Here is a 17,727-nt window from a genome sequence, read left to right on the forward strand (position 1 = left end):
CTTCCGCCAGCATTGCGCCCAATGCACCCCGCCGTCGCCAACCTGATGCTTCCGCTGGTTTCGGTCCTGGGCGTGATCTTCCTCATCGTCGTGGCCGCCCGCGACGTTCACGGCCGGCCCATTTCTCTGCCGGTGGCGATGTTGTGCGGTGCAATCATCGTCATCCTGGCGATGGGCATCCAGCCCGCACCGCCTTCCTCGGCATGGGGGTGGCCGGCCGGCCTCGCGCTGGCGGCGGGATTCCTGGCCTGTGGCTTGTGGGACCAGCGCGCCTTCCTGTTCGGGTCGGACGGGCCGGATCGCGGCCATGTCGCGGCCAGCGGCCTGTCACTGGCGGGGACGATGCTGGTCGGCGCGACCGAGGAATTGCTGTTTCGCGGGCTGATGCAGTCCAGCCTGCTGTCGGCCTTTTCCGGACCCGGAGGTGCGGTCACCGCGCTATTCCTTCTCAACCTGGCATTCGCAGCGTTGCATGGACGACACGGCCTGACCTTCGCCCTGTCCGCCGGCTTCTTCGGAATGATCATGTCGATGACCGTCATCTTCTCGGGTTCGCTGTGGCCGGCGGTGGTGACCCATGCGGCGTGGAACGCGATCGTCGTGACAGCCCGACGCCGCGCGGCGGCCATCTGACGCCCAGTTCCGGCATTGCGCAGCGGTCCGAAGCCCCTATCATCCGCGCAAAAGCGAACAGGGAGAAGATGATGCGGATCGCGTTGGCGATGATATTGGTGGCGGCGGTGGCCGGATGTTCAAAGCCTGCCTCGGTCGACGAGGAGAACGCCAGCGTCGAACAGGTCAGCAAGGCCATCGCGGACAGCGGCGCGGATAATCGCTTCACGCCCGGCCGCTGGGAATCGAAAGCCGAACTCACGGCGCTCTCCGGTGAGGGCGTTCCGGCCGGCGCGCTTCAGCAAGCGCAGGGCGCGCTGGCGAAGACGGGAACGGTGGCGACTTGCCTGACGCCCGAAAAGGCGTCCAAGCCGGGCAGCGATTTCTTCGCGCCTGAAGCATCGGACTGCACCTATCGTCACTTCAAAATGGCCAATGGCGTGCTCGACGCGCTGCTGGTGTGCGGTCCGGGGGCCAGACGACGTCCGAGCTGAAGGGCACCTTCGATCCGCATCAATACAGCCTTAACGTCATCAACAAGATGTCGGTCGGCGGTCGCAACATGACCATGTCGATGAAGGTGGATTCGCGTCACACGGGCGAATGCCGCGGCGATGAAAAGGCCACCTGAGCGCGGTGGCGCGAGGGCGGAAGAAAACAGGGGAGCAAGGCAATGGATGGTCCGGTTCGAGTGATGATTCTTGGCGCGGTGCTGGCGCTCGGAGCGTGCGGCGAGGCAAAAAAGCCGGAAGCACCAAAGCCGGAAACGCCGCGAACTCTTCCCGCCGGCGAATATGAACTCACGACCGAGGTGACCAAGCTCGTGTCGGCGGACCAGTCGACCCCGGCGACCAAGCTCAAGCAGGGCGACAAGGCGACCAAGCGCGGCTGCGTCGACGACAAGGGCGTCCCCGACATGGCGCTGTTCGTCGAAGCGGGCGACAAGTGCACCGTGATGGACAGCTTCACCCGCGCCGGGCGGCTGTCGATTCAGTATGAATGCCAGCGCGCGGGCCGGGGCAAGATCTATCCCAACCTCGACGGCAACACGACCGCCGACGGTTTCAAGGCGATGGTCAACGCGGCCAGCTCATTCCCCGGCGACGGCGATTACCAGCTTCGCATGGACATCGTCGGCAAGCGTGTCGGCAACTGCCCGGCGGCGGGCGCCGCCAACGGCTGAGCCCTTTCCCCGTCACCGCTCGTTGGCGGGCGATGAAGGCGATTACCCTGGTCAACCGTCGTGGCGGCCGTGCCGGCGCGGACGCGCGCGACCGCGTGTCCTTGGCGTTGACCGCGGCCGGGATCGAGGGGCCGGTCGAATTGATCGACGGCGATCAACTCGCGGCCCGCGCGCGCGCCGCGGTCGACCACGGCGCGGCGCTGGTGATTGCCGCCGGGGGAGACGGGAGCCAGAGCGCGGTTGCGGGCGCGCTTGCCGGCACCGGTTGCGCGTTGGGGATCCTCCCGCTCGGCACGCTCAACCACTTGGCCCGTGACCTTGCCATTCCGTCCGATCTCGACGAGGCCGCCGCCGTCATCGCATCGGGGCATCGCCGCCGGATCGACCTCGCCGAAATGAATGGAAAAATATTCGTCAACAACAGCGCGATCGGACTCTATCCGCTGATGGTGCTCGACCGGATTTCGCAGCAAGTGCGGCTCGGTCGTTCGAAACGGCTGGCAATGATGGTGGCCTCGGCCCGAACGCTGTGGCGGTTCCACGACCAGCGGTTGCGACTGACGGTCAACAACGGCGAACAGGAATTGCTCGACACGCCGCTGCTGTTCGTCGGCAACAATGATTACCGGCTCGCTCTTCCCGCCGCTGGTCGTCGCCAGACCCTCGACGATGGCCGGTTGTGCGTCATGGTGATGCGCAGGAAAGGCGTGCTCGGTTTGCTGGCGGCAATGGCCCGCGCGCTGGTCGGCCTCACCCGGCCTGACGACATGGTCCGGCTAGACAATGTTCGTGAATTGAGGGTCGAAAGCGTGCAATCTCGCGTGACGGTGTCGGTCGACGGCGAGACCTGCGCCCTCGATTGGCCGCTCACCTACAGAATTCTGCCCGGAGCCCTGACCGTTATCGCTCCGATACCGGGCGCCTAAGAAAAGGGAGCGGCAATCGCTTGCCGCTCCCCATCCCTTTCGCGAAAGCGCTGGGCTTAGGCGATTTGCATCGCCGAACCCATCGGGTGCCTGCGACGGCGCAAGCCGAAACCGATGGCGCCGAAGCCGAGCAGCATCATCGCCCAGGTGCCGGGTTCCGGAACAGCCGGAGCGGCGGTGGGCGAGAAGTTCAGGCGCTGCGCGACCGAACCATCCTGCGCCGTGAACGTGCCGCCAAGATTGTAATTGGTGGCGTTGGTGCGGAAGATGTAGGTTGCGCTGGTCTGGCCAGCGGCTTCGAGGCCATTCGAACCAAAGTCGGCGCGAATGATCGAACCGCTGCCGCTTCGCGAGGCGGTGGTCGTCGATCCGGCCGGACCATTCGGGTCGAGGTTCGGGTTGAATGCCGCTTCAAAACCGCCGGCGCCGTCGAAGTCGGTGGCGTCGAACAGGGCGTCGATGGTGTAGCCCATGAAGTTCGAACCGGTCAGGTTGAACACTTCATCCCCAACGTCGATCGAGCTGATCGCGATCTGGAAATAGAAGTCCAGCGTGCCGAGCGTGTTCTGATAGACGGCACTGCGCATGATACCCGAGTAGGTAAACGCAGGGCTGGTATCCGACTCGATGTAGCCGAGCAGCGTGCCGCGCGTGCTGCTATCGAATGCGCTGAACGAGACGCCCGACGCATTCTCGACAAGTTCGGTAGCAGAAGCTGGGGCCGCAAAGGTCGTTGCGGCTGCCAGTGCAATCGGAAGTAAAATCTTCTTCATCGGTAACCCCCTTATCACTGGCCCAGGGGGCCGGCAGGTTGGTACAAATTAACGGCCGGCAAGCGAGGTCCCCCTCGATTAAAGCACCGTTAACTGGCCTCTGAACGCCGAATAATTGAAATGGTTCACGAAAAGTTAGGATTTAAATCCAACACCTTGTCCCATCGCGGGACTTTCCCAAAAAGACACATGTTGGGCGATCGTTGTGGCGACCGACCAGCGCACCCATCCGCGCCCACCCCGAGGGTCATGAGCAGGCCCGAAACATTCCGTTGCGCGATCGCCACATCGCCCTCTGAGGGGCCGAATTTTTTCACGCATCGTTAATTTTGTGTCTTGCGTCGGAATCGCTTTCTGACACTATATGTCGTGTTCCGGCGGGGCCGCTCTCAATCTATTGTGGTTGGGGCTGAAGATCACTATCTTCGGCTAGGCACCTCTGCGCGCCCTGTGGATATCGGGGAAATGCGCCAGAAAGCCCACCGTCGGACGCGAAATTGGGTTAAGGCTTGGAGCCATGGCACCGAGTCGAACATTACAAGAACAGGCCGTCCTCGAGCGGCCCGAAGGACGGGGAATGACGATGGACTTTGCGAGCTCTGAGAACGTCTCGACCGACGATGTGGCGGTGGGTTCCAGCCCGCGTTCGAGCAAGTCGATCGACGCCCGCGCGTTCGACGTGAAGACCGATTCCAGCCGCGACGCGCTCTTGACCGACTTCGGCAAGGAAACGCTGAACGACCGCTACCTCCTGCCCGGCGAAAGCTACCAGGACCTGTTCGCCCGCGTCGCCTCGGCCTACGCCGACGATGCCGAGCACGCCCAGCGCGTTTACGACTATATCTCCCGCCTGTGGTTCATGCCGGCGACCCCGGTGCTCTCGAACGGCGGCACCGGCCGCGGCCTGCCGATCAGCTGCTATTTGAACTCGGTCAGCGACAGCCTCGACGGCATCGTCAACACCTGGAACGAGAATGTCTGGCTGGCCTCCAAGGGCGGCGGCATCGGCACCTACTGGGGCGCGGTGCGCGGCATCGGCGAGCCGGTCGGCCTTAACGGCAAGACCAGCGGCATCATCCCGTTCGTTCGCGTGATGGACAGCCTGACGCTGGCGATTTCGCAGGGCTCGCTTCGCCGCGGGTCGGCCGCGGTCTACCTCGACATCTCCCACCCGGAGATCGAGGAGTTCCTGGAAATCCGCAAACCGTCGGGCGACTTCAACCGCAAGGCGCTCAACCTGCACCACGGCGTGCTCATCACCGACGAGTTCATGGAAGCGGTCCGCGAAGGCAGCGAGTTCACGCTGCGCAGCCCCCGCGACGGCACCGAGCGCGGATCGGTCAACGCCCGCTCGCTGTTCCAGAAGCTGGTCGAAACCCGCCTGGCGACCGGAGAGCCCTACATCATCTTCGCCGACACGGTTAACCGGCAGATGCCGAAGCATCACCGCGACCTCGGCCTCAAGGTGTCGACGTCGAACCTCTGCTCGGAAATCACCCTGCCGACCGGCCGCGACCACCTTGGCGCGGACCGCACCGCGGTGTGCTGCCTGTCCAGCCTCAACCTTGAAACCTGGGACGAGTGGAAGGGCGACAAGCGCTTCATCGAGGACGTCATGCGTTTCCTCGACAACGTCCTCAGCGACTACATCGCCCGCGCGCCCGACGAAATGGCGCGCGCCAAATATAGCGCCGAGCGCGAACGTTCGGTCGGCCTCGGCGTGATGGGCTTCCACAGCTTCCTCCAGGCGCGCGGCCTGCCGTTCGAAGGCGCCATGGCCAAGTCGTGGAACCTCAAGATCTTCAAGCATGTCCGCGCCCAGGTCGACGAAGCGTCGATGATGCTCGCCCAGGAACGCGGCCCCTGCCCCGACGCCGCCGATATGGGCGTGATGGAACGCTTCAGCTGCAAGATGGCGATCGCGCCGACCGCGTCGATCTCGATCATCTGCGGCGGCACATCCGCCTGCATCGAGCCGATCCCGGCCAACATCTACACCCACAAGACCCTGTCGGGCTCCTTCTCGATCAAGAACCCCTACCTCGAAAAGCTGCTGGCTTCGAAGTCGAAGGACAGCGCCAACGTGTGGAACTCGATCCTGGAGCAGGGCGGCAGCGTCCAGCACCTCGACTTCCTGACGCAGGAGGAAAAGGACACCTACAAGACCAGCTTCGAGATCGACCAGCGCTGGCTGATCGAACTCGCCGCCGACCGCACGCCCTACATCGACCAGGCGCAGTCGCTGAACCTGTTCATCCCGGCCGACGTCGACAAGTGGGACCTGATGATGCTCCACTTCCGCGCGTGGGAGCTGGGCATCAAGTCGCTCTATTACCTGCGGTCGAAGTCGGTGCAGCGCGCCGGGTTCGCCGGCGGGGTCGAGGCCGACAACACCCCGAGCTCAAGGAAATCCAGCTCGCGTCGACCACCGACTATGACGAGTGTCTCGCCTGCCAATGACCGACCGCCTGCATAAGGCGGCCGCCGCGGCGGGCCAGTGGGCGCTCCCGTTCGAGCGTCCGCTCGACCTGCGCCCCCTGCACGACGAGCCGGCGCGGCGGAGCATCCCGTCGTGGGTGCGCTGGCACGACGACTGGACCAGCGAGGGCGCAAGTCGTGACCGACGCGTCGATGATCATGCTGGCGATCGGCACCGCCTTCGCCCTGATCGGCGCCAACGTCCTCGTCCGCCCCGCGGCGACCGACGCCGGCCGCTACGCCCGCCGCATCGCCGGGATCATGGCCGTCTCCCTCGGCCTGATCCTCGCCGTCTTCGCGTTCGGCCTGTCGGAGAAGCCGTCGTGAGCCGCCGCCGTCCCGTCCCTTCCCGCGGCCCGCGCCGCGCCCCATTTTCCGTGGAGTAAGTCCCATGCCCCTTCTCGAAGCCCGCAAGCAGTACAAGCCGTTCGAATACCCCTGGGCGTTCGACATGTGGAAGCGGCAGCAGCAGATCCACTGGATGCCCGAGGAAGTGCCGTTGGGCGAGGATTGCCGCGACTGGGCGCAGAAGCTGTCGGATCACGAACGCAACCTGCTGACGCAGATCTTCCGCTTCTTCACCCAGGCCGACGTCGAGGTGCAGGACTGCTACCACGAAAAATACGGCCGCGTGTTCAAGCCGACCGAGATCAAGATGATGCTCGCCGCCTTCTCCAACATGGAGACGGTGCACATCGCCGCTTACTCCCACCTCCTCGACACGATCGGCATGCCGGAAAGCGAGTATGGCATGTTCCTTCAGTACAAGGAGATGAAGGACAAGCATGATTACCTGTCGACCTTCGGCGTCGACACGGACGAGGACATCGCCAAGACGCTCGCCATGTTCGGCGGCTTCACCGAGGGGCTGCAGCTGTTCGCCAGCTTCGCCATGCTGATGAACTTCCCGCGCTTCAACAAGATGAAGGGCATGGGCCAGATCGTCAGCTGGAGCGTGCGCGACGAAAGCCTCCATTGCGAAGGCATCACCAAGCTGTTCCACGCCTTCGTCAAGGAACGCGATTGCCTGACCAAGGCGGTCAAGGACGACATCATGGACGTGTGCCAGAAGACGGTCCGGCTGGAGGACGCGTTCATCGACCTGGCGTTCGAACAGGGCCCGGTCGAGGGCATGACGCCCAAGGCGATCAAGAAATACATCCGCTACATCGCCGACTGGCGCCTGGGACAGCTCGGCTTCAAGCCGATCTACATGGTCGACGAACACCCCCTGCCGTGGCTCGCGCCGCTGCTCAACGGGGTCGAGCACGCCAACTTCTTCGAAACCCGCGCGACGGAATATTCCAAGGCCGCGACGCGTGGGAATTGGAACGAAGTGTGGGACAACTTCGACCGCCGCCAGAAAGCCAAGGGCGCCGCCAACGACGCGCCGGTGGCTGACGCTGAGGACGGCGGCGAGGACATGTTCTCGCGGGCTGGGGTTGCCGCGGAGTAAGCGCTTCTCCCTCTCCCGCTTACGGGAGAGGGTCGGGGTGAGGGCAAGTGGCCAAATTAGCCACGCCGGAATCGCTTAAGTTGCCCGAATGTTCGCGAAGATGGTGCGGGGGGCACAGTGGCTGACAGGTTTCGCATGGCAAGGCTGCGTATCGAGCGCGCGCTACTTTCCCTGCCCTCTGATATCCCGGGGCCGTCAGATCATCCTATCGATGTGGTCGTCTTAAGTCGTCTAATCATAGCCCTGAACACCGTTGCGAAGGCTTTGAACGAGGCCGACGGACAATGCGGCGCCGATGGCATTTTGCTTGAGACTGCTGACGTGCTCTGGAGCATCGGGGAGCAGGCCGCCGCAGTCGCTCCCGGATTAGAGATGCGCGAATGCAGTCGCCCCGGTTCCGCCACGGATTAAGGTCGATCGAATACAGGTGGATCGAATAGGAAGAGATGCGGGATGCGTCGTTGCCTACGAGAACCAATCCCCGAGATCTTCGAGGCGGCTTCATATTTGAAGAGCGCAATTGACGCGCATTTTGAGGGGGATCGTGTCCGGGCGTCTCAGCTCTTGCGGCGCGCAGATATACCCGCGATCGCGGCTTGGACTGACTCCGTTTGGGGCAAATACGATCCAAAAATTCACTGGAAGATTGAGCCAAAAACTGTCCTTCCGTTTTTAGCCAAAGCGGAGCGGCCGATGCCGCGAATGCCAACTGCGGCCACAAAGAGAGCCGTTATCGATCGAGATGGATATCACTGCCGCTTCTGCGGCATTCCCGTTATCACCTCCGAAGTTCGTCGACGCATTCGTGATCTTTATCCCGACGCGATCCGCTGGGGACGGCAGAACAAGGACCAGCACGCGGCTTTGCAATGTCTTTGGTTGCAGTACGATCACGTCATCCCGAATCAGCGAGGTGGCGCAAGCACTCTCGAAAACATCGTCATCACCTGCGGCCCCTGCAACTTTGGGCGGATGGAACGGTCAGTCGAGGAAATTGGATTGCTCGATCCGTCCGTCACTCGGTACTCCCCCAGGTGGGATGGACACGCGACTTGGGATGGGTTGATTCGATTGACCCAATCACTGTGACCTCATCACGGCCCTCACCCCACTCACCAACCAGCTTCGCGCCCTGTCGGGCCGGCTCGAAAAAGCGGAGGCGTTTGCCGCCTGGCGCGGGTCAGGTTCGGACGCGCTGCTGCCGCTGCGGTTGGCCCCCGACATGTTTCCGCTGACGACGCAGCCGCGCTTCGCCGCCAAACCAACGGTAGGCTCAACGCGCTAGAGCAAAAACCATCCGATCAAAGCGCCAACGGCGATCACAATCATCAGCGCGGCATACCATTGCATCGCCCGCCGTCGCGCCACCCGTGCCATGCGGCCTACAAAGTCGGGCTTCACAAATTCGTCCAGCCCGCGCAGCCGCTTGATCGGCACTGGCTCGGTCTCGCTCGGCCGCACCCAGCCCGGTCGCGTCCGACGTCGTAAGCTTTCACGCATCAGCTGACGTTATGGGCCGACTTGCGGCTCATGCGCCCAACACCTTGTTGATCTGACCGCGGATCGACGCGAGCCAGGCCTTGCGCCGCCGCTTCTCTCGCATTTCCACTTTCTTGACCAAGGATCGATTGGCGAGGCTCCGGTTGCAGGGCGGATGACACAGCGTCAGGTTCTCGAGCTTTTCCGGACCACCATGACATTTCGAAAGCAGATGCTCGATGCTCCACGCCTTCGCCGAATTCGGCTCAGCCTTGAAATCGATCGGTAACCCGCACAGCCAGCAATGGTCGCCGTCCCGGGCGCGGAGCCGTTCGAGCTTGGAGAGATTGTCGGGACCGGACATCCGGCTCACCTACATCAAGGCTCGTTTCGGAATGGTTAGTCGTCACGAAGCCCACGTCGTCACCCCGGACCTGATCCGGGGTTTCGCTTGGTAATGCCCCTCGTTCCCTGCCAAAGCACCCCCCATGACCCTCACCACCGCCCTCGTCACCCCGCTCATCAACCAGCTTCGCGCCCTGTCGGGCTGGCTCGACAAGGCGGAGGCGTTCGCCGCCGGGCGCGGGGAGAGTCCGGAGGCGCTGCTGCCACTGCGGTTGGCGCCGGACATGTTTCCGCTGACGACGCAGCTGCGCTTCGCCGCCTTCCAGGCGCAAGAGCCGCTGTACCGCCTCAGCGACACGCCGGTGCCCGAGGCGGTGCTCGACATCCGTCAGGAGGGCCGCGACGGGGAGGCGGCGCCCGGCAGCTGGGCCGACGCCCGCGCGCGCATCGCCGAGGCGATCGCCGCGCTCGACGCGGTCGCGACTGACGCCTTCGACGATGCCGCCGACCGGCCAATCGCCCACGACCTGCCGATGGGCATGATTTTCGACATGACCGGCGAGACCTATGTCCGCGACTGGGCGCTGCCGCAGGTCACGTTCCACGTGCTGATGGCCTACGCCCTCCTCCGCCACGCCGGCGTCCCGCTCGGCAAGACCGACTACGTCCCCCACATGTTCGCCTACCTCCGCCCCGGGACGATGCCGGGGGCTTGAGTTAGGCGAAGGGGCCGTCACGGAGTTAACCCTACGCCGCCCTTCCAACGATGCGTTGCATCGCTGGAACCTTTGGCGGCTCCGCCCTGACGTCGAAGCTGTCGGCTTCGCCGCAGCCCGGCCGGGCGATACCAAAGGCCACGGCAGCCATGCCGCCCGCCGCGCGAACGCCGCCGCCGCAAAGGAAGGCAAGTCGAACCCGCGCACCTCCAGCAAGGCGCAATCGATCCTCGGCAAGAAGGGCGCGCGGGCGAAGAAGAAGGACTAGGCGCCGCGGCCTACGCCGGCTGTGCCGCCGCCGCGCTCCGGATCGCCGGGCGCTTGCCCGCCTGCCATCCGGCCCAGCTGGTCAGCGCGCCGATGGCGATGCCAGTGCCGACCACGGCGCTGCTGGGCGCGTCGCCGATCAGGCGTAGCGCGGTCTCTAGCCAGGCGACATCGCCCATCACGCCCATCGTCATCAATTGCAGCGCGACGAACCCGCCCGTGACGAGGAACGGCGTCGCCCGCTCGCGAAGCCGCCACCAGGCCGCGATACAGAAGGCCAGCGCCAGCGCGTCGGACACCAGGATCGACTGGAGGATCCGGTCGAAGTCCTGCGGGCCGTTCACCGCGAACGCCGGGACCCATTCGCCGAGGATGCGGCTGAACGGGCTTTCGAACAGGATGATCGGCGTGCCGAGCATGTATCCGCTATGCAGCCACACCTGCCGCCGGTGCTTGAGCGCCCGGTAGTAGAGGACGACATAGGCCGCCATCGCGACCAGCAGGCCGACCAGGAATTCCGCGCCGAACATCGCCCGCACTGGCCCGTCCCCGGCGACGAACCCCTTGCCGGTGACGTCGATGATCGCGGCAAGCCCGCCGATCAGGAAGGGGAACAGCAGCAGGCTCGACTTGCCGACCGCGCGGTGCAGCGGCAGTTGCGGCTTGTGATGCGCGGTCCAGCTTTGCGCGAGGACCATCAGCACCCACAGGCTGGCCGCCATGCCATGCGCATGGAATTGCCAGGGCGAGACGCCGAAGACCGAGAAATAGCTCGTCCAGAACCCGGCGACGATCACCGCGATGACGAACAGCACATAATAATGAGCACGTGGATATGGCATGGCTGGCCCCCTCAACCGCTGCGCGATCCGGTTTACCATCCTTGATCCAGGTTAGCCAGCGCGGAGGATCTTCTCCATCGGCCGGCCTTTGGCCAGTTCGTCGATCAGCTTGTCGAGATAGCGGACCTCGCGCTTCAGCGGCTCTTCGATGTCCTGCACGCGGTCGCCGCAGATCGTGCCGGTGATCAGGCTTCGCGCCGGGTTGGGCCGCGGCGCGCGCTCGAAGAAGGTGCGCATGTCGGTGCCGTCCGCGATCGCCGACTCCAGGTCGGCTTGCGAGTATCCCAGCAGCCAGCGGATGATCTCGTCGACCTCCGCCTTCGTCCGGCCCTTCCGCTCCGCCTTGTTGACGTAGGCCGGATAGACGCGGGCGAAGGCCATGCCGTACAGCCGTTCCCAGGTCTCGCCGGCCAAGATGCTGCGGCCCCTACGGCGCGTTCTTGACCAGCTGGAACGCCACCCACACGATGGCCAGGATCGCTGCGATCAGGACCAGCGCGATGGTCATGTTGCGGGTGTCGCGGGTCATCAGCCGCCGATCCACCGTGCGATGTCGCTCGCAACGCGATTGGCGGCGGCGTTCAGCGCCGGGCCGACCGAACGGGCGGTACCGTCGGCAGGCACGCTAGCTTCGAAGCGGCGGGTCTCGACGCGGGTTCCCCCGACCGTCGACAGCGCGCCGTCGAAGCGCACGATCACCGTCCCGGTCTGCGCGTCATAGCCGAAGCGGTGCAGCGTCCCGCTGAGGTGAAGGCCGGGATCGAGGGTCGACTGGCGCGAATCCAGCACGACGCGGTTGGTGGTCCGGAGCACGGTCTCGCTGACCAGCCGGGCGAATTGCCGGTCGGGCGTTTCCACCCACATCAGGTCCTTGATATAGGCGACCGCCGTCGGACCGGCGTGTGCTGGCACGCGGGTCGTCGCGAGTTCCTTGGGCACCACCGGCACGTCGATCGTCACCGCATCGCCGGCATTGGCCGAGCGGACCGTGTTGGCGGGCGCGGGCGCAGACGAGCTCAGCGTGAGCAGCGTCGGCGGGACCTTCTTGCCACCGAAACAGGCGGTCAGGGACAGCGCACCGAGCGCGACGAACAACAGGCGATGGCGCATCATTTGGTTTTCCCTGGCTTATAGTCGGGCAGCTTGGGCGCGCCGAGCGAGCCGCCGATCCCGTCTTCGTTCAGGCGATCGGAAAAGCCCTTGAGGCTGGTCGACAGGTCGCGCAGGTCACGCACCAGCCGGTTCGCTTCGGGTAGCGTCGACTTGGAGAAATTCTGGATTCCCGGCCGGGCGTCGGCGATCACCGCGTCCAGGTTGTCGGCGGCATTCTGAACCGACGCGATCGCCTTGCGCAGGTCTTCCGCCGCCGGCTGGCCCTGTTCCTTGAGCAACTGGTTGGTGGTGCCGGCCACTTCGCCCCAGCGGCGTGCAGCGACCCCGGCCTCGCGCGCGGCGATCCGCGCATCGCCGACGGCGTCGGCAAGATCGGGAGCGCGCTCGGCGAGAACGCGGGTGGTCTCGTCGACATTTTCGAGGATGTCGGAGATCGCGTTCTGGTTCTTGTCGCTCAACAGTTCGGTCAACCGTTCCGTCAGGCGCTGAATTCGGTCGATCAGTTCCGGGCGCTGTTGAGCAGCGCGCCGAGTCCGCCAGAGCTGGACGGAACCACCGGGCAACCCTGCGGCCCCGGCTGGCTGATCGGACGTCCGCCCTTGACCGCGCCGTCGAGCTGGATTTCGGAAACGCCGGTGAAGCCGACGCCCTTGATCTGCGCCGTGGTGCCCTGGAGCACCGGCGTGTCCGCATCCACCTCGATCCGCACCCAGACGAATTCCGGGCGGTCGGGCAGCAGGCTGATTTCCTTGATCTCGCCAACCGGAACGCCGGAGAAGCTGACCGACGAGCCCTTGTTGAGGCCGCCAACCCCTGGCTGAAATAGATGTCGAAACATTTCGACGCCTTGTTCGACAGGCCCGCGAGCCACACCGTGAACAACAGAAGGCCGGCAAGAAGGGCAAGGACGACGGTCCCGACCAGCACATGGTTCGAACGCGTTTCCATTTATTGCCCCGGTGATCCTTCCTGGCCCCTTCGGCGGCCGCGCGGCCGCGAGGACCATTGAAATACTCTTGAATCCAAGGATGATCCAAAGCGAGCAGCTCTTCAATCGTTCCCACCGCCACGACCTTTCGATCGCTGAGGACCGCGACACGGTCGCAGATCGCCCACAACGTGTCGAGGTCGTGGGTGATGAGGAAGACGGTCAGTTCCAGCCGCCGCTTGAGGTTTTCGATGAGCTCGTCGAACGCCGCCGCGCCGATCGGGTCGAGCCCGGCGGTCGGCTCGTCGAGGAAAAGCAGTTCCGGATCGAGGGCGAGGGCGCGGGCCAGGCCGGCGCGCTTGCGCATGCCTCCCGACAGTTCGGAAGGATATTTGGGACCCGCATCGGACGGAAGTCCCGACATCGCGATCTTGTAACCGGCGATCTCGTCGAGCAGCGGCGGCTTGATGAACGGGAAGTACTCCCGGATCGGCACCTCGACGTTTTCGGCCACGGTCAGCGTAGAAAACAGCGCGCCGTTCTGGAACAGGATGCCCCAGCGGCGGCGAATGTTCTTCGCCTCGACATCGTCGCGGCCGATCATGTCCTCGCCCAGCACATGGATCTCGCCTTCGTCGGGCGTCTGCAGCCCGATGATCGAGCGCATCAGCACCGACTTGCCGGTGCCAGACCCGCCGACCACGCCGAGAATTTCCCCGCGGCGCACGTCGAGGTCGAGGCCTTCATGGACCACCTGGTCGCCGAAGCTGTTCTTGAGCCCGCGCACCGAAATGACGATGTCGTCATCGCGCTTCTCGGTGGACGCCGATGGGGCAACGGGATCGGTCATATCCACCCGACGCTGGAGAAGAACACAGCGAACACGGCATCGAGGACGATGACGAGGAAGATCGATTGGACAACGGCCGCGGTGGTCCGGAGGCCAACTTCCTCCGAATTGCCTTCGACCAGCATGCCCTGGAAACAGCCGGCGAGCGCAATGATGAAACCGAACACCGGTGCCTTGATCAGGCCGACCCACAGGTCGGTGATAGGAATGACTTCCTGCAGGCGCTGGATATAGGTCAGCGGCGGGATCCCGAGCGCGATCCAGCAGAAGATGCCACCGCCCAACAGCGACATGATCATCGCATAGAACGACAGCAGCGGCATCATGATGACAGCCGCCAACATGCGCGGCACGACCAGCGCCTCGATCGGCGAAACGCCGATGGTGCGCATGGCATCGACCTCTTCGGTGATCTTCATCGTGCCGATCTGGGCGGCGAAGGCGCTGCCCGACCGGCCGGCGACCATGATCGCCGTCATCAGCGTTGCAAGTTCGCGCACCGAAATGCGGCCAATCAGGTTGATGGTGTAGACCTCGGCGCCGAACTGCTGGAGCTGCACGGCGCCCTGCTGGCCGATGACGATGCCGATCAGGAAGGTCATCAGGCCAATGATGCCCAGCGCGCGGACGCCGACGACGTCGAAGCGCTGGACAACGGCGTTGAGGCGGAAGCGCTTCGGCCGGGCGATGACGGAGCCGAACGCCAGGATGGTCGCCCCGAAGAAGCCCACCAGTCCGACCAGCGTCCGTCCCGCCTCGATCGCCCAAGCGCCGAGTTCGCTCAGCGCGCGCATCGGCGCGTTCCGCTCCGTGGGCCGCACCTGCGCCGGATTATCGGCCTCCGCCACCTGGGCGAGCAATTGCTCGATATCCTCGGAGGCACCGACAACCTTCGCCTTGCGATCGCGCATCGCCCGGTGGACCAGGTAGGCCCCGACCGTATCCATCTTTTCAACGCCGCTGAGGTCGATGGTCAGCGGATCGGGCGCCGCTTCGAATTCCCGTTCAGTCGACGCCGCCCGCGTAATCGTGAGCGCCCCGCTGCAGCGAATGCTGCCGTCGGCCTCTTCATCTGGCGAATGTGAAGGTTTGTCCCCCATTGCCGTCACTTAAGAGCCGAAAAGCCCCACCTCGGCAAGCCACGTTCGCCGGACCCACTTTCGTGGGCGCGCGGCTGTGCTTATAGCCCCCCTTACACATGCCCGATCCGGCCGCCCCATCGACACGCCCCTGTTCGTGCCCGTTGGCAATAACGACGCGCGCGCCTTCGGCATGGAAGCCATCGATCGCGCCAATGCGCTGGCGGCACAGGCCGGGATGGAGCCCGCGTTGGTGGCACAGCCGGGCCGCGGCGTCGTATTGGCCGACATGGGGTGGGCATGGGACCCGTCCTGGGCGAAGCTGATCGCCGCGAGCCCGGGATGCGCACTGGTCAGGAACGGCCGGCCGATCCTTGCCCATCTTCCTGCCGGATCGCCGGTCGACCCCGCGATCGTCGCCATCCAGTCCGGTCTCGTTCCGCCGGCGATGGAGACGATCGACGCCGACACGGCCGAGCTCAGCAACACCCAGCTTCGCAAGCGCGAGCGGCCCTTCGCCATGCCATTGACGACCGAGACGGTCGATGCGGTGGAACGTGCCGCATACGACGGCAGCTACAAGGGCGTCACCGATGCGCTGACGTTGTATCTATGGCGCCGTCCGGCGTTTTACCTGACCCGCTGGGCCGCGCTGGCCGGGATCAAGCCGAACCAGGTGACGGCGGTGGGCGCGGCACTTTGCGTTGCCACCTTCTTCCTGTGGCTCGAAGGCTTTTTCTGGACCGGAATGGCGACCGGGTTCGCGTTCATGGTGCTCGACACCGTCGACGGGAAGCTGGCACGCTGCACCGGCCAGTCGTCGAAGTGGGGCAACGTTTTCGACCATGGCGTGGACCTGATCCACCCGCCCTTCTGGTGGTGGGCGTGGGCGGAAGGGTTGCGCGTCAGCGGACAGGGCTTCGAGCGGGTCTATGAATTGATGATCGTCGGGACGATCGTCATCGCATACATCCTGCAACGGATCATCGAAGGCATCTTCATCAAGCGTTTCGGAATGGACATCCATGTGTGGAAACGCGCGGATAGCCTGTTCCGGCTGGTGACCGCGCGGCGCAACCCCAACATGGCGATCCTGCTGGTCGCCCTCGCGCTCGGCTTGCCCGCGACGGGCCTGGAGCTGGTCGCGCTATGGACCGCGCTCAGCCTGTTGTTCCATGCGGTCCGCATCGCCCAGGCCAACGAACAGCGGCGCAGCGGCCGGCCGGTGGTCAGCTGGCTGGCATGAGCGGCTGGACGGCGATTGTCCTCGCCGGGTCGCGGCCCGGCATCGATCCATTCGCGGCGGCCAATGGCACCGACCTGAAGGCGCTGATCCCGGTGGGCGGCGTGCCGATGGTGGCCCGACCGGTGGCGGCGTTGCTGGAAGCGCCGGAGGTGGCGACGCTGCGGGTGCTGGCCCAGCAGCCCGAGCGGATCGCGGCGGCGCTGCCCAAGGATGAGCGCCTTTCGGTCGAAATCTCGGGCGCGACCATCGCATCGACCATCGCCGACCTGCTGACCGATCCTGAGACACGATTTCCATTGCTGGTGACGACCGCTGACCATGCCCTGCTGACCCCGGCGATGATCGCCGACTTCTGCGCCCGGGCGACGGGCAAGGACCTTGCGATCGGGGTCGTGGAGCGCGCCGCCTTGATGCGTCGGCTGCCGGACAGCCGGCGGACTTGGCTGAAGTTTCGTGGGGGCTCCTATTCCGGGGCCAACCTGTTTGCGTTCGGAAGCAAGCGGGCGGCAAGCGCGGTGGCGTTGTGGCGATCGGTCGAACAGGACCGCAAGAAGGGCTGGCGCGTGATCGCGGCTCTCGGGCCGGTGGTGCTGCTTGGCACGTTCCTCCGACTGCTCGGCCTGGACGCGGTGCTGTCGCGCGTAGGGCGGCGGTTGGGGATCAGCATCGCCAAGGTCGAATTGTCCGACCCGATCGCCGCGGTCGACGTCGACAAGCCGGCCGACCTCGACCTCGCCAATCGCCTGATCGCGGAGCGCCAGTGACCCAGGACCTTGCCATCTACGACATGGACCGGACGGTGACTCGCCACGCGACCTACACCCCGTTTCTGCTCCACTGCGCGGCGCGGCGGGCGCCGTGGCGACTGCTGTTGCTGCCCCTCGTCCTGCTGTCCATGCTGGCCTATGTCGCCAAGCTCATCGACCGCGGCCGGCTGAAGGAAATCAACCATCGCCTGCTGATCGGCCATCGCCGCCATGCGCACGAGTTGCAGCCGCTGGCCGACAGCTTCGCGTCGAAAACGGCCGCCGGCAACGTTCGGCCTGGCGCGCGCGATGCCATCGCCCGCGACCGCGCCGAGGGCCGCCGGATCGTCATGGCGACCGCCAGTTATCGCCTCTATGCTGAGGCGATCGCTCGCGAGCTCGGCTTCGACGACTGCATCGGAACGGCGTCGGTCATTGGCCTAGACGAGCGGGTCCATGCCAAGATCGACGGCGACAATTGCTACGGCCCGGCCAAGCTGGTGATGATCGAAGAATGGCTGAAGCGGCACGAATTGGCACGCGGCCAAGTGCGCTTCTATTCCGACCATGCCAGCGACGCGCCGGTGTTCGAGTGGGCCGACGAGGCGGTCGCGGTCAATCCGCACGAGCCGCTGCGCAAGCTTGCCCGCCGGCGCGGCTGGGACATCGTCGACTGGGGCTGACCCGT

Annotated in this window: 20 protein-coding genes and 3 pseudogenes; 14 read left to right on the forward strand and 9 right to left on the reverse strand. The window is 65.0% G+C overall.

The genetic code is table 11. The features are described 5' to 3' along the window. Positions 1-21 precede the first annotated feature (21 nt). From H9L12_RS09855 to H9L12_RS09870, 4 genes are all read left to right on the forward strand, one after another. Positions 22-633, forward strand: a complete 612-nt coding sequence (locus tag H9L12_RS09855) for a CPBP family intramembrane glutamic endopeptidase (protein WP_187541595.1) — start codon at positions 22-24, stop codon at positions 631-633. 71 nt (positions 634-704) lie between these two features. Then, positions 705-1,106 carry a DUF3617 domain-containing protein gene (locus H9L12_RS09860; RefSeq protein ID WP_187541596.1) on the forward strand — a complete coding sequence of 134 codons (402 nt, stop codon included), beginning with the start codon at positions 705-707 and terminating at the stop codon, positions 1,104-1,106. 200 nt (positions 1,107-1,306) lie between these two features. Continuing rightward, complete coding sequence (locus H9L12_RS09865; RefSeq protein WP_246450721.1) at positions 1,307-1,795, forward strand: DUF3617 domain-containing protein; 489 nt, start codon at positions 1,307-1,309, stop codon at positions 1,793-1,795. A gap of 32 nt (positions 1,796-1,827) precedes the next feature. After that, a complete protein-coding gene (locus tag H9L12_RS09870) occupies positions 1,828-2,721 on the forward strand; it encodes a diacylglycerol/lipid kinase family protein (RefSeq protein WP_187541598.1) in 894 nt (297 codons plus the stop codon). Positions 2,722-2,777: 56 nt separating this feature from the next. Here the strand turns inward: H9L12_RS09870 and H9L12_RS09875 are convergent, their stop codons facing one another. Further along, the gene (locus tag H9L12_RS09875) at positions 2,778-3,494 is read right to left on the reverse strand and encodes a PEPxxWA-CTERM sorting domain-containing protein (protein WP_187541599.1); all 717 of its coding nucleotides are present in this window, start codon (positions 3,492-3,494) and stop codon (positions 2,778-2,780) included. Between the two features lie 583 nt (positions 3,495-4,077). On the opposite strand from H9L12_RS09875, the pseudogene H9L12_RS09880 reads away from it, so the two are divergent. From H9L12_RS09880 to H9L12_RS09900, 5 genes and pseudogenes are all read left to right on the forward strand, one after another. Then, positions 4,078-5,954, forward strand: a pseudogene (locus H9L12_RS09880) (ribonucleoside-diphosphate reductase subunit alpha). 156 nt (positions 5,955-6,110) lie between these two features. Beyond that, positions 6,111-6,299, forward strand: coding sequence for a hypothetical protein (locus H9L12_RS09885; protein WP_187541600.1), 189 nt, complete (start codon positions 6,111-6,113; stop codon positions 6,297-6,299). 64 nt (positions 6,300-6,363) lie between these two features. After that, on the forward strand, positions 6,364-7,428 hold the full coding sequence (locus H9L12_RS09890; protein ID WP_187541601.1) for a ribonucleotide-diphosphate reductase subunit beta: 1,065 nt from the start codon (positions 6,364-6,366) through the stop codon (positions 7,426-7,428). A 507-nt stretch (positions 7,429-7,935) separates the two neighbouring features. Then, positions 7,936-8,517 carry an HNH endonuclease gene (locus tag H9L12_RS09895; protein ID WP_223177110.1) on the forward strand — a complete coding sequence of 194 codons (582 nt, stop codon included), beginning with the start codon at positions 7,936-7,938 and terminating at the stop codon, positions 8,515-8,517. Between the two features lie 43 nt (positions 8,518-8,560). Beyond that, complete coding sequence (locus tag H9L12_RS09900) at positions 8,561-8,713, forward strand: DUF1993 family protein (protein WP_246450722.1); 153 nt, start codon at positions 8,561-8,563, stop codon at positions 8,711-8,713. On the opposite strand, the gene H9L12_RS09905 is transcribed toward H9L12_RS09900, so the two are convergent. Together H9L12_RS09905 and H9L12_RS09910 are read right to left on the reverse strand one after the other, a co-directional pair. Further along, positions 8,710-8,865 (reverse strand): hypothetical protein, encoded by a 156-nt coding sequence (locus tag H9L12_RS09905; protein ID WP_187541603.1) that lies wholly within the window; start codon positions 8,863-8,865, stop codon positions 8,710-8,712. The two genes, H9L12_RS09900 and H9L12_RS09905, sit on opposite strands and share 4 nt — an antisense overlap. A 91-nt stretch (positions 8,866-8,956) precedes the next feature. Continuing rightward, a complete protein-coding gene (locus H9L12_RS09910) occupies positions 8,957-9,271 on the reverse strand; it encodes an HNH endonuclease (RefSeq protein WP_246450724.1) in 315 nt (104 codons plus the stop codon). 124 nt (positions 9,272-9,395) lie between these two features. Between H9L12_RS09910 and H9L12_RS09915 the strand changes: the two genes are divergently transcribed. Further along, on the forward strand, positions 9,396-9,968 hold the full coding sequence (locus H9L12_RS09915; protein ID WP_187541605.1) for a DUF1993 family protein: 573 nt from the start codon (positions 9,396-9,398) through the stop codon (positions 9,966-9,968). A 55-nt stretch (positions 9,969-10,023) separates the two neighbouring features. Next, complete coding sequence (locus H9L12_RS09920) at positions 10,024-10,236, forward strand: hypothetical protein (RefSeq protein ID WP_187543310.1); 213 nt, start codon at positions 10,024-10,026, stop codon at positions 10,234-10,236. Positions 10,237-10,246: 10 nt separating this feature from the next. On the opposite strand, the gene H9L12_RS09925 is transcribed toward H9L12_RS09920, so the two are convergent. The 6 genes and pseudogenes from H9L12_RS09925 to H9L12_RS09950 all read right to left on the reverse strand — a co-directional run bounded on the left by H9L12_RS09925 (position 10,247) and on the right by H9L12_RS09950 (position 15,068). Further along, entirely contained in the window at positions 10,247-11,077 is an 831-nt protein-coding gene (locus H9L12_RS09925) for a hypothetical protein (RefSeq protein WP_187541606.1), read from the reverse strand. 51 nt (positions 11,078-11,128) lie between these two features. Beyond that, positions 11,129-11,491 (reverse strand): DUF2200 domain-containing protein, encoded by a 363-nt coding sequence (locus H9L12_RS09930; RefSeq protein ID WP_246450339.1) that lies wholly within the window; start codon positions 11,489-11,491, stop codon positions 11,129-11,131. Between the two features lie 114 nt (positions 11,492-11,605). After that, positions 11,606-12,190, reverse strand: coding sequence for an ABC-type transport auxiliary lipoprotein family protein (locus tag H9L12_RS09935; RefSeq protein ID WP_246450342.1), 585 nt, complete (start codon positions 12,188-12,190; stop codon positions 11,606-11,608). After that, a pseudogene (locus H9L12_RS09940) lies at positions 12,187-13,138 on the reverse strand (MlaD family protein). Before H9L12_RS09940 ends, H9L12_RS09935 begins: the two are co-directional and overlap by 4 nt. 8 nt (positions 13,139-13,146) lie before the next feature. Next, positions 13,147-13,968 (reverse strand): annotated as a pseudogene (locus H9L12_RS09945) (ABC transporter ATP-binding protein); the annotation flags it as partial. Continuing rightward, a complete protein-coding gene (locus H9L12_RS09950) occupies positions 13,965-15,068 on the reverse strand; it encodes an ABC transporter permease (RefSeq protein WP_187541607.1) in 1,104 nt (367 codons plus the stop codon). The pseudogene H9L12_RS09945 and the gene H9L12_RS09950, both read right to left, overlap by 4 nt. Positions 15,069-15,204: 136 nt before the next feature. On the opposite strand from H9L12_RS09950, the gene H9L12_RS09955 reads away from it, so the two are divergent. From H9L12_RS09955 to H9L12_RS09965, 3 genes are read left to right on the forward strand one after another with little or no spacing between them, the layout of a single operon-like run. After that, a complete protein-coding gene (locus H9L12_RS09955) occupies positions 15,205-16,293 on the forward strand; it encodes a CDP-alcohol phosphatidyltransferase family protein (RefSeq protein ID WP_246450344.1) in 1,089 nt (362 codons plus the stop codon). Next, positions 16,290-17,057, forward strand: coding sequence for an NTP transferase domain-containing protein (locus tag H9L12_RS09960; protein ID WP_187541608.1), 768 nt, complete (start codon positions 16,290-16,292; stop codon positions 17,055-17,057). Before H9L12_RS09955 ends, H9L12_RS09960 begins: the two co-directional genes overlap by 4 nt. Further along, positions 17,054-17,722: an HAD family hydrolase gene (locus tag H9L12_RS09965; protein WP_187541609.1), complete on the forward strand. Its 669-nt coding sequence runs from the start codon at positions 17,054-17,056 to the stop codon at positions 17,720-17,722. Before H9L12_RS09960 ends, H9L12_RS09965 begins: the two co-directional genes overlap by 4 nt. Positions 17,723-17,727 lie beyond the last annotated feature (5 nt).

Source organism: Sphingomonas rhizophila, assembly GCF_014396585.1.
Lineage (GTDB): Bacteria > Pseudomonadota > Alphaproteobacteria > Sphingomonadales > Sphingomonadaceae > Sphingomicrobium > Sphingomicrobium rhizophilum.